10 protein-coding genes are annotated in these 10256 nt (G+C 69.8%); 6 read left to right on the top strand and 4 right to left on the bottom strand.

Annotated elements, in window-relative coordinates; translation table 11 throughout:
* A partial coding sequence (locus tag AC3XYG_RS19770) for an NAD-dependent epimerase/dehydratase family protein (RefSeq protein WP_489141574.1) occupies positions 1-516 on the bottom strand: 516 nt, incomplete at its 3' end.
* Between the two features lie 159 nt (positions 517-675).
* Between AC3XYG_RS19770 and AC3XYG_RS19765 the strand changes: the two genes are divergently transcribed.
* Together AC3XYG_RS19765 and AC3XYG_RS19760 are read left to right on the top strand one after the other, a co-directional pair.
* On the top strand, positions 676-2496 hold the full coding sequence (locus AC3XYG_RS19765; RefSeq protein ID WP_489141573.1) for a glycoside hydrolase family 15 protein: 1821 nt from the start codon (positions 676-678) through the stop codon (positions 2494-2496).
* Between the two features lie 109 nt (positions 2497-2605).
* Entirely contained in the window at positions 2606-2821 is a 216-nt protein-coding gene (locus AC3XYG_RS19760) for a hypothetical protein (RefSeq protein WP_489141572.1), read from the top strand.
* 6 nt (positions 2822-2827) lie between these two features.
* On the opposite strand, the gene AC3XYG_RS19755 is transcribed toward AC3XYG_RS19760, so the two are convergent.
* Positions 2828-3751 (bottom strand): LysR family transcriptional regulator, encoded by a 924-nt coding sequence (locus tag AC3XYG_RS19755; protein ID WP_489141571.1) that lies wholly within the window; start codon positions 3749-3751, stop codon positions 2828-2830.
* A gap of 181 nt (positions 3752-3932) precedes the next feature.
* On the opposite strand from AC3XYG_RS19755, the gene AC3XYG_RS19750 reads away from it, so the two are divergent.
* From AC3XYG_RS19750 to hpaH, 4 genes are read left to right on the top strand one after another with little or no spacing between them, the layout of a single operon-like run.
* The gene (locus AC3XYG_RS19750; RefSeq protein WP_489141570.1) at positions 3933-4490 is read left to right on the top strand and encodes a carboxymuconolactone decarboxylase family protein; all 558 of its coding nucleotides are present in this window, start codon (positions 3933-3935) and stop codon (positions 4488-4490) included.
* An 11-nt stretch (positions 4491-4501) separates the two neighbouring features.
* The gene (locus AC3XYG_RS19745; protein WP_489141569.1) at positions 4502-5509 is read left to right on the top strand and encodes an ornithine cyclodeaminase family protein; all 1008 of its coding nucleotides are present in this window, start codon (positions 4502-4504) and stop codon (positions 5507-5509) included.
* A gap of 13 nt (positions 5510-5522) precedes the next feature.
* Positions 5523-6623 (top strand): AraC family ligand binding domain-containing protein, encoded by a 1101-nt coding sequence (locus AC3XYG_RS19740; RefSeq protein WP_489141568.1) that lies wholly within the window; start codon positions 5523-5525, stop codon positions 6621-6623.
* Positions 6624-6626: 3 nt separating this feature from the next.
* On the top strand, positions 6627-7430 hold the full coding sequence (hpaH, locus tag AC3XYG_RS19735) for a 2-oxo-hept-4-ene-1,7-dioate hydratase (RefSeq protein WP_489141567.1): 804 nt from the start codon (positions 6627-6629) through the stop codon (positions 7428-7430).
* Positions 7431-7634: 204 nt separating this feature from the next.
* On the opposite strand, the gene AC3XYG_RS19730 is transcribed toward hpaH, so the two are convergent.
* Both AC3XYG_RS19730 and AC3XYG_RS19725 read right to left on the bottom strand, forming a co-directional pair.
* Positions 7635-8627, bottom strand: coding sequence for a substrate-binding domain-containing protein (locus AC3XYG_RS19730; RefSeq protein WP_489141566.1), 993 nt, complete (start codon positions 8625-8627; stop codon positions 7635-7637).
* A gap of 3 nt (positions 8628-8630) precedes the next feature.
* Positions 8631-10115 carry an aldehyde dehydrogenase family protein gene (locus tag AC3XYG_RS19725; protein WP_489141565.1) on the bottom strand — a complete coding sequence of 495 codons (1485 nt, stop codon included), beginning with the start codon at positions 10113-10115 and terminating at the stop codon, positions 8631-8633.
* Between the last annotated feature and the right edge of the window lie 141 nt (positions 10116-10256).

Below are 10256 nucleotides of genomic sequence, written 5' to 3'. Positions count from 1 at the left end.
GCCGATGATGGTGTGCGGCCGGTGCACGCTCCAGGTGAAGCCGTCGCGCGCCGCGGCGGCGAACAGCTCGTCCTCCTGGGCATAGTAGAAATTCTCGATGTCCAGCCGCCCCTGATCCTCGCGGAAGGGCGTCGCGGGCAGCCTGCCTTTGCCATAGGCCTCGAACGGCCCGAGATAGTGCTTGAGGCCGGTGACCAGCGCGACATGGCGCACCTTGTCGGCCGGCCGCAGCGCGTCCAGCAGGTGGCGCACCATCGCGCTGTTGACCCGGATGTTCTCGGCCTCGGTCGCCTGCCGGGCCCACATGCTCATGAACACATGGCTCGGCCGGAGCTGGCCCAGCGCCGCGCCGAGCGACGCGCTATCCAGCAGGTCCGCCGCGACCAGGATCACGCCGTCCTGCGCCGTCGGCTTGCGCGCCAGCCCGGCCACCGTCCAGCCGCCCTCCACCAGCAGCCGGGCCGTGGCACTGCCCACGATCCCGGTCGTGCCCACGACCAAAGCGGTGTTCGTCATCAGCCATCTCCTCGGATTGCCCGTCCGATATGGGCATGGACGGGCTCGTGTCCCAGGCGGTGCGGCGGCGTGCCCATCGCGGTGAGGGAACGCCACCGGTGCGCTTCGGTGTTAGGTGTCAAGACGCCGGATTGGCGAAGCGATCGGGACTACAGCGCAATGCCGAAGAAGAAGACGAGGACCCGGCCGGACCGGCAGATCGCCGATCACGGCGTCATCGGCAATCTGTCGACCATGGCGCTGGTCGCCACCGACGGGACGATCGATTTCCTGTGCTGGCCCAACTTCGACAGTCCGAGCCTGTTCGCCGCCCTGCTGGATCCAGAGGCCGGCGGCGCGTTCGAGCTGGCGCCCGAGATCGCGGATGCCCGCATCATCCAGACCTATCTGCCGGACAGCAACGTGCTGATGACGCGCTGGCTAGGCACGGAGGCCAACGCCGAGATCATCGACCTGATGACCGCGACCGACGGACCCGAACCGGGTCCCTTCCGCCTGATCCGCCGGGTCCGGGTGACGCGCGGCACCGTCCGCTTCCGGTTGCGCTGCGCGCCGCGCTTCGACTATGCGCGGCAGCGGCCCAAGGTCTCGCTCGACGACGGCGGGGTCGTGTTCAAGGCCAAGGGGTCGCCGACCATCCGGCTGTGGGGTGACGTCCGGTTCACCCGGGCAGATGCCGGCGCCGAGGCCGACTTCACGCTCGCGGCCGACGAGACCGTCGATCTGGTGCTAGACGAGAATGGAGAGAAGAAGCCCGACGCCGCCGGGCGGGACCGCATCGTCGACGAGATCACGCGCAAATGGCAGGCCTGGGCGGCGAAGTCGACCTATCGCGGGCGGTGGCGCGACGCGGTCACCCGCTCCGCGCTGGTGCTGAAGCTGATGACGTCGCACCAGCACGGCTCGATCGTCGCGGCGGCGACCTTCGGTATTCCCGAGACGCCCGGGGGCCTGCGGAACTGGGACTACCGCGCGACCTGGATCCGCGATGCCTCCTTCAGCGTCTATGCCCTGATGCGCCTGGGGTACCTGGAGGAGGCCCAGGCGTTCACGCGGTGGACGGCGGACCGGGCCGCCACCTGCCAGGGCGGGCAGCTGCAGGTGATGTATGCCGTCGACGGCAGCCCGATGCCGATGGAGACCTCGCTGGACCATATGTCCGGCTATGGCGGCGCCCGGCCGGTGCGGATCGGCAATGCGGCGGCCGATCAGTTGCAGCTCGACATCTACGGCGCGCTGCTGGATTCGATCTATCTGAGCAACAAGTATGGCGAGGCGATCTCCTATGCCGACTGGCAGGGCGTGCGCCACGTCGTGGACTATGTCTGCGCCAACTGGCAGCTGCCGGATGCGGGCATCTGGGAGATGCGCAACAGCCCGACCGAGCATCTGCATTCCCGCCTGATGTGCTGGGTCGCCATCGACCGCGCCATCCGGCTGGCGAGCAAGCGGTCGCTGAGCGCGCCGTTCGAGGAGTGGATCCGGACGCGCAACGCCATCAACGAAGACATCTGGACCAATTTCTGGGACGAATCGGCCGGCCATTTCGTGCGCAGCAAGGGCGGCCACGACCTCGACGGCGCGCTGCTGATGATGCCGCTGGTCCGCTTCGTCGGCGCCACCGATCCCGCTTGGCTGGCCACCCTGGACGCGATCGGCGACCAGCTGGCCGATGACGGGCTGGTGATGCGCTACGACCGCGAGGACGGGCTGGACGGCAAGGAAGGGTCGTTCGCCGCCTGCGCCTTCTGGTATGTCGAATGCCTGGCCCGCGCCGGGCGGGTCGACCAGGCCCGGGCCAATTTCGAGAAGCTGCTGCGCTACGGCAACCATCTGCAGCTCTACCCCGAGGAGTTCGATGTCCGGGCCGGCTTCCTGGGCAACTTCCCGCAGGCCCTGACCCATCTGGCCCTGATCAGCGCGGCCACCTATCTCGACCGGGCGATCGACGGGCTCGATGGCGAACAATGGCGCGCCTGACGCCCCGGCCTGCAATGGATCGCCCGGCAATGGATCCTGCATCGGCCCGCCGCCTCTGGCATAGTGCCGGCGATCCGGGCCTCGGCGCCCGCCTTATGGAAGATCTGGAATGACGGATACGGCAATCGACCGGGCGACGATGGGACGGCTGGGCAAGGCCCTGGCATTCATCTGCGGCGCGGATCACCCGACCACGGTGGCGGTCAAGCTGGCGGCGGAGTCCGGGACCGAGAGCGACATCAAAAAGGCCCGCGCGCTGTTCCTGAAGCTGAAGCCGAACGACCGCAGGGGCGCCCTGAGCATGATCAGCGACAGCGAGGACTGACACGCCCTAGCGGCGCAGCACCGTCCAGCCGGAAGTGGCCTGCACCTCGCGGGCGACGTCGAGGATGATCCGCATGATCTCCTCCTCCGCCCGCGACAGCGGCCGGCGGCTCGAATGCAGCAGGTGGATCACTCGGGTCACCGCGGGGTCGACGATGCGCTGGGCCTGCAGCAAGCCCTGGTTGACCTCGCGCCGCACGGCGCCCAGCGGCAGCACGGTGGCGCCGATGCCCTGTTCCACCAGCTCCTTCACCGTCGACACCGACTGCATCTCGAAGGCGACCTTCAGAGTGACGCCGGCCGCCGCCGCGATGTCTTCCAGCAGCCGGCGCATGGTGTGCGGCAGGCCGGGCATGATCAGCGGATGCTCCGCCAACGCCGCGAAGGCGACATCGGCGGGATAGTCGGCGCCATCGCCCGCCGGCTGCACCAGAAACAGCTCCTCCTGCAGCAGCGGGTCGCTGGCCAGCGCCTGGCCTTCCGGCACGTTGTAGGCCAAGGCGATGTCGATCCGGCCGGCCGACACCCATTCCGCCAGCACGCTGCTCAACCCCTCCACCATCGTGATCGCGACCAGCGGGATCTCGGCGGAGCAGCGGCGGATCACTGCCGTCGCCAGCGTGGCGTTCAGGCTGGGCGTCAGGCCCAGCGCGACCCGGCCGCGCGGCGGGCCGCTGAAATCGCGCAGCGCCCGCGACGTGGCATCGACATCGGCCAGGATGCGCAGCGCATTCTCGAACAGGAACCGTCCCGCCTCGGTCGCCTCGATGCCGCGGGAATGCCGGACCATCAGCTGGACCGACAACTCCTCCTCCAGCCGGCGGATGTGCAGCCCCAGCGCGGGCTGGGCGATGCGCAGCGTCTCCGCCGCCTTGGTGAAGCTGCCGGCTTCGAGCACGCCCACGAAATACCGCAACTGCCGCAGATCCATCGGCGAAATCCCCGGTGATGCAAGTCGACCTTGCCGCAACGGCCGTGGCCGACAAAGCGGAATTGCACCGGCCCGCGGCGGGGCGCGGAACCGGATCGCTCTACCTCCTAGAGAACTTCTGCTTTGGACCCGGCATCGCCGCCGTCCCTACCATCGCCTTCTCCCGATGAAGGCCAGCATCATGACTGCCGACATTCCCAGGCTCGATTTCCCGGATCTCCGGCAGGATTTGCAGGCGGCGCTCGAACCGCGGGTGAAGCGGCTGGGCTATCTCGGTGAATTCTTCAAGGTCGCGGGGCATCAGCCCGATGCGCTGAAGGCGTTCGTCGACTTCACCGAATCCGCCAAGGCCGGCCTGCCCAAGCGCGTGGTCGAGACCATTGCCCTGACCGTGGCGGTCGCCACCGGCAATGCCTATGAGCGCAACCAGCATGAGCGGCTGTCCGTCCGCCTGGGCTTCGGCCGCGACTGGGTCGCAGCGGTCGAGCGGCTGGCCCCCGACGCCGCGGCGATCGGCGAGACGGAGGCCGTGGTCCAGGGCTTCGTGCTGGCGGCGCTGGAGCGGCACGGCCGCGACACCGGCCCGCTGCTGGGCGATGTCGTGAGCGGGCTGGGGCCGGATGGCGCCGTGGCGGTGCTGATGGTGATCGGCCGCTATGTCATGCACGCCCTGCTGGTGAACAGCCTGGACCTGGCACCGCCGGTGCCGTCGGTGTTCGAAGACGGGTTCGCCGGATGACCGGGCCCCGGATGGCCGCCCCCCTCTGGATCGCCGAGGCCGAGGTCGCCGAGCTGCTGTCGATGGCCGAGGCGATCGAGGCGCTGGAGCAGGGCCTGCGGCTGGAGGCCGACGGCGGCGCCCGGACCATGGTGAAGACCCATGCCACCTGGGGCGACGGCCACACGCTGCATGCCATCGGCGCGACGATGGAGGGCCAGGGCCTGGTCGGTGCCAAGGTCTGGGCCCACACGGAAGGCGGTGCAACGCCGATCCTGGTGCTGTGGCATGCCGAGACGGGCGGCCTGGCGGCGATCGTCGAGGCCTTTGCCCTGGGCCAGCTGCGCACCGGCGGCATGACCGGCGTCGCCACCCGGCTGCTGGCGGCGGCGGACGCCGACGAGCTGGCGCAGATCGGCAGCGGCCGGCAGGCCCTGCCCCAGGTCGCCGCCGTCGCGGCGGTGCGGCCGCTGCGCCGCATCCGCGTGTTCAGCCCGACCCCGGCGCATGCCGGGGCGATGGCCGCCGCCCTGCGCGCCGCCCTGCCCGACACCGAGATCGTGCTGGCCGCGGATGCGGCGCGCTGCGTCGACGGTGCTGCGATCGTCAACCTGGCGACCCGTGCCCGCGAGCCGTTCCTGCAGGCCGCCATGCTGGCGCCGGGCACGCATGTGAACGCCGTCGGCGCGATCACGCCGGAGCGGGAGGAGTTCGCCCAGGATGTGTTCGGCCGGGCCGGGCTGGTGGCCGTGGACAGCGTGCCGCAGATCCGCCGCCTGTCGCGCGAATTCATCACCTGGTTCGGCACGGACGACGCGGCGTGGGGCGCCGTCCGGCCGCTGTCGCAGCTGGTGCGGCACGGCACCGTCCGGCCGGCCGGGACCGACCTGACCCTGTTCAAGGCCATGGGCATCGGCCTGGCCGATCTGGCGCTCGGCGCCCGGATCCTCGACCTGGCCTTGCGGCTGGGCAAGGGCCGCAGCTTCACCCCGCCGCAACGCGCCACGCCGCGCCTGTGGCCCGTCACCTCAACCCTGTAGCGGACGCACGGATATGACCCAGGACTCCCTCTTCCTCGACCAGACCGGCACGCCGGCGCAGGGCGATCTCGATCTATGGGAGCCGATCGTGATCCCGAAGGAGGCGATCGATGCCGAGATCGCGCGGTTGGCGGACCTGCCGCAGCCGGCGAACGGGCGGCGGCAGTCGCTGATCATCCATCCCCGGTCGAAGGCGCCTGGCCTGGGCTTGGCGCCCGGCATCCAGGTGACGCTGTCGGTGCTGAAGCCGGGTGAAAGCACGCTGCCCTACCGGCACAACGCGACCGAGGTGAATTTCTGCATCCTGGGCGGCGGCACCTCCGCCATCGGCAGCCGGCGGATCGAATTCGGCCAGTACGATGTCTGGAACACCCCGTCCTACGTGTCCTATGTCCATGAGAACACCACCGGCGCCCTGCAGGCGCGGCTGACCTACAGCAACGCCGCGGTGCTGGAGAAGCTGAACATCCACCTGGCCGAGGACGATCCGGCCCCGGCGAAGGCGGCGACCGAGGCGGGTGGCCATGCCGTTGCCGACGGCAAGCGGGTCAACCCGTTCGGCACCTTCCAGCTCGACAACGGGTCGTGGCTGATGCCGTACGAGACCCTGATCAACCCGCCCAGCGTCGAATCGCCGACGCTGCATTGGCCCTGGCAGGCGGTGAAGCAGAACCTCGACAAGCTGGAGGCGCTGGGCAGCGACTATGTCGGCCGCCGGCTATACCTGCTGTACAACCAGATGACCGGGCGGACCAACGGCACCACCCCGGCCTTCTTCGCCACCATGACGATCCGGCCGCCCAAGATCGTCGACCGGCCGCACCGGCACATCTCGGCCGCCATCAACTACTATTTCTCCGGCAGCGGCCGCTCGACTGTCGAGGGCAAGGTCTATCCCTGGAAGGCCGGCGACCTGATGCTGTCCGCCCCCGGCTGGGCGGTGCACAACCACGCCTCGCATGACGAGCACGTCTATGAGCTGACCGTGCAGGACCAGCCCTTCAACATCGCGATGGAAAGCCTGCTGTGGCAGGAATCGCTGAAGCTGCCGCCGCTGGTGCTGGGCGCCCAGGCCGGCTTCGCCACCAACCGCGACACCGTGGCGGCGGAGTAGCCGATGCTGGACCCGCAGGCCATCGCCGCGGCCGCCGCACGGCTGGATGAGGCGGAGACGACCCGCCGGCAGATCCGCCAGTTCTCGCTGGACTATCCCGGCCTGACGATCGACGACGCCTATGCCATCCAGCGGGCCTGGGTTGCCGCCAAGCTGGCGCGGGGCCGGCGGGTGATCGGCCACAAGATCGGCCTGACCTCGCGGGCGATGCAGGACGCCGTCAAGATCGACGAGCCCGATCATGGCGTGCTGCTGGACGACATGGCCTTCCCGGATGGCGGCGACATCCCGGCCGGCCGCTTCATCGAGACCCGGGTGGAGGCCGAGCTGGCCTTCATCCTGAACCGGCCGCTGTCCGGCCCCGGCTGCACCATCTTCGACGTGCTGAACGCCACCGATTTCGTGGTGCCGGCGCTGGAGATCCTGGATGCGCGGATCCAGCGCTTCGACCCGGACACCCAGGCGACACGGAAGGTCACCGACACGATTTCGGACAACGCCGCCAATGCCGGCATCGTGGTCGGCGGCCGGCCGTTTCGGCCGATGGAGGCCGATCTGCGCTGGGTCGCGGCGATCGTCTGCCGCAACGGCAAAGTCGAGGAATCCGGCGTCGCCGCCGCGGTGCTGAACCACCCCGCCACCGGGGTCGCCTGGCTGGCCAACAAGCTGGCGCCGCATGGCGTGGCGCTGGAGCCCGGCCAGGTGATCCTCAGCGGCTCCTTCATCCGGCCGATCCTGGCCCGCCCGGGCGACACCTTCCACGCCGATTACGGCCCGTTCGGCACCGTGTCGTGCCATTTTGCATGACGGAAACGTGACAACTGTCTTGAACGTGGGGTCCGTCCGTCGCTCCCCAACTGTCATGTCCGGACTTGATCCGGGCATCCAGAGACTGTCGACATTCTCTGGATTGCCGGGTCAAGCCCGGCAATGACAGGGGAAAGGGATTCTGGGACGTAGGCTGGGTTCGCGACGCGAACCCAGCATCGCGCAGCCCAACCCACGAAACCATCACACCTTCACGGTCTCCAGCGTCGCCGGGTGGAACAGCTCCTCCACCGTCAGCCGGCGCGGCGACAGGCCCTGGGCGTGGTGGTGGCGCAGGAAGGCGTCGAGCGTGGTGCGGTTCGGCGCGACGCCGTAGGACCAGAAATCCGGCCCCATCAGCGCCCGCGCCTGGGCTAGCTGTTCCTCGACGAAGGGCAGTGTGACCTTGGTGGCCGATGTGTCGGCCAGCCGCTGTTCCGCCACCTGCTTCGCCCGGGTGAAGGCCTTCAGCAACGCGGCCGGCAGCCAGGGATGTGCCTCCGCCAGCGACCGGCGGACGCCCAGCAGATGCATGATCGGGAAGATGCCGGTGCGGCGGAAATAGTCCTGTGCCGCGGCCATCGGGTCGGTGAACAGCCAGCCGACCGGCGACACGCCATCGCCATGGCAGGACGGCGCCCGCGGGCTGACCAGCGCGTCGATCCCGCCGGCGGCCAGCAACTGTGACAGCGAGACGCCGTCCGGCGCGCCTTCGACCCGGATGCCGGGCGGCAGGGCAACCGCGATCTTCTCCGGCCGGCCCGGCTGTTCGATGCCGCCGCGGACCCAGGTGATCTCCTCCGGCGCGACGCCGAAATCCTCCTGCAGCAGGGCGCGGGCCCAGACGCAGGCCGTCAGCTGGTATTCCGGCAGGCCGACGCGCCGGCCGCGCAGGTCCTGCGGCGTGCGGATGCCGCGGTCGGTGCGGATGGTGATCGCGGTGTGGCGGAAGGCGCGCGACAGGAACACCGGCACGCCGACATAGTCGGACGCGCCGGCCGCCGCCTTGACCGTGAAGCTGGACAGCGACAGTTCGCAGACATCGAACTCCGCATGGCGGAAGGCGCGGAAGAAGATCTCCTCCGGATCCAGCGCCATGTGGATCGGCGTGACCCCGTCGATCGCCACGCTGCCGTCGATCAGGGGCCGGGTGCGGTCGTAGTCGCCGGTCGCGACCGACAGGGTCAGCTTAGCCACGGCTCAGGCCTTCCGCAGCCGGAGATGGATGTTCTTCTCCTGGGTGTAGGCGATCAGCTCCTCCAGGCATTCCTCGCGGCCGATGCCCGACTGCTTGGCGCCGCCGAACGGCGCGCCGAGGAAGTGCTTCGACACTTCGTTGATCCAGACATAGCCGGCCTCCACCGCCCCGGCGGTGCGGTGCGCGCGGTCGAGGTCGCGGGTCCAGATCGAACAGGTCAGGCCGTAATCGACGGCGTTCACCTCCTCCAGCATCGCCGCTACGTCGTGCCAGCGGGCGACGGCGAGGACCGGGCCGAAGATCTCCTCCCGCGCGATCCGCATCTGCGGCGTCACATCGGCGAAGACGGTCGGCGCGACGTAGAAGCCATCAGGTAGCGCCGCATCGTCGGGCCGGCCGCCGCCGGTCACCAGCCGCGCGCCCTGCGACCGGGCCGAGGCGATGAAGTCGAGCACGCGGTCGTACTGCACCCGGCTGACGATGGCGCCCATGGTGGTCGCCGCATCGGTCGGCAGGCCCGGCCGGAACGCGGCGCAAGCCTTGGGCAGCGCCTGCAGCACCGCCTCGTAGATGTCGTCATGGATGAAGGCCCGGCTGGTCGACCCGCAGGACTGGCCGCACCAGGTGAAGTTCATCCCCGCCGCCATCGCTGCGGCGACCTCGGCCGGGTCGGCATCGGCGAAGGCGATCAGCGCGTTCTTGCCGCCCAGTTCCAGCATCACCGGCTTGATCGTATCGGCGGCGGCGCGCATCACGGCACGGCCGGTGCCGACGCTGCCGATCAGCGACACCATGGCGACGGACGGATGGCTGGCCAGCACGGTGCCGACCTCGCGCCCGCCGGGCACCAGGTTGAACACGCCCGGCGGCAGCAGCCCGTCGATCAGCTCGGCGAAGCGCAGCGACGACAGCGGCGCCTGTTCCGGCGGCTTCACCACCACCGCATTGCCGGCGGCCAGCGGCGCCGCGATCTTGCCGGCGCAGAACATGAAGGGATGGTTGAAGGGCAGGATCTTGGTCACGACACCCCAGGGCTCGCGCACCGAGAAGTTCACCACATCCGGCCCCATCGGGATCGAGGCGCCCTTCATCTCGGTCACCAGCCCGGCGAAGAAGTCGAGCTGGGCGCTGGCGATATCGGCGTCGCCGCGCATGGCGGTGACCGGGTTGCCGCAATCGGCGGCGTCGATCAGCGCCAGCTCCGCCGCATGGTCGCGCACGATGGTGGCGATCCGCTTCAGCACCTTCGCCCGCTCCAACGGCGGCACCGCCCGCCAGGTCCGGAACCCCTCCCGCGCCGCCGCGATCGCCGCCTCGGCATCGGCGGCCCCGGCATCGGCCACCGTGCCGAGCGACCGGCCAGAGCCGGGGCTGGTGACCTCGACATGGCGGCCGTTCTGCGGCTCATGCCAGGCGCCGCCGTAATAGGCCGAACGATGCTGCGGCAGCACCGAAGCGAGATCCGGAAGCGACGGGGGGACGGACATGGCGGCTCCAATACCGGGACAAGGGGCAGCCGGCGTGGGCCGGCCGCCCGGCGGGGTCATTCGGTCGGTTTCGTCGGGTACTGCACCAGCGTGGCGAGCTGGTCCTGGCTGAGCGGCGCGGCCAGGAACTTCAGCGCGACC

Source organism: Inquilinus sp. (assembly GCF_057815775.1).
Note: the sequence above shows the minus strand (reverse complement) of the source record. Positions and strands in the feature narration are given on the sequence as shown.

Excerpts from the sequence above, each read along its gene's own strand:
- AC3XYG_RS19765 (WP_489141573.1), top strand. The coding sequence starts at position 676 with ATGCCGAAGAAGAAGACGAGGACCCGGCCGGACCGGCAGATCGCCGAT.
- AC3XYG_RS19760 (WP_489141572.1), top strand. The coding sequence starts at position 2,606 with ATGACGGATACGGCAATCGACCGGGCGACGATGGGACGGCTGGGCAAG.
- AC3XYG_RS19755 (WP_489141571.1), bottom strand. The coding sequence starts at position 3,751 with ATGGATCTGCGGCAGTTGCGGTATTTCGTGGGCGTGCTCGAAGCCGGC.
- AC3XYG_RS19750 (WP_489141570.1), top strand. The coding sequence starts at position 3,933 with ATGACTGCCGACATTCCCAGGCTCGATTTCCCGGATCTCCGGCAGGAT.
- AC3XYG_RS19745 (WP_489141569.1), top strand. The coding sequence starts at position 4,502 with ATGGCCGCCCCCCTCTGGATCGCCGAGGCCGAGGTCGCCGAGCTGCTG.
- AC3XYG_RS19740 (WP_489141568.1), top strand. The coding sequence starts at position 5,523 with ATGACCCAGGACTCCCTCTTCCTCGACCAGACCGGCACGCCGGCGCAG.
- hpaH (WP_489141567.1), top strand. The coding sequence starts at position 6,627 with ATGCTGGACCCGCAGGCCATCGCCGCGGCCGCCGCACGGCTGGATGAG.
- AC3XYG_RS19725 (WP_489141565.1), bottom strand. The coding sequence starts at position 10,115 with ATGTCCGTCCCCCCGTCGCTTCCGGATCTCGCTTCGGTGCTGCCGCAG.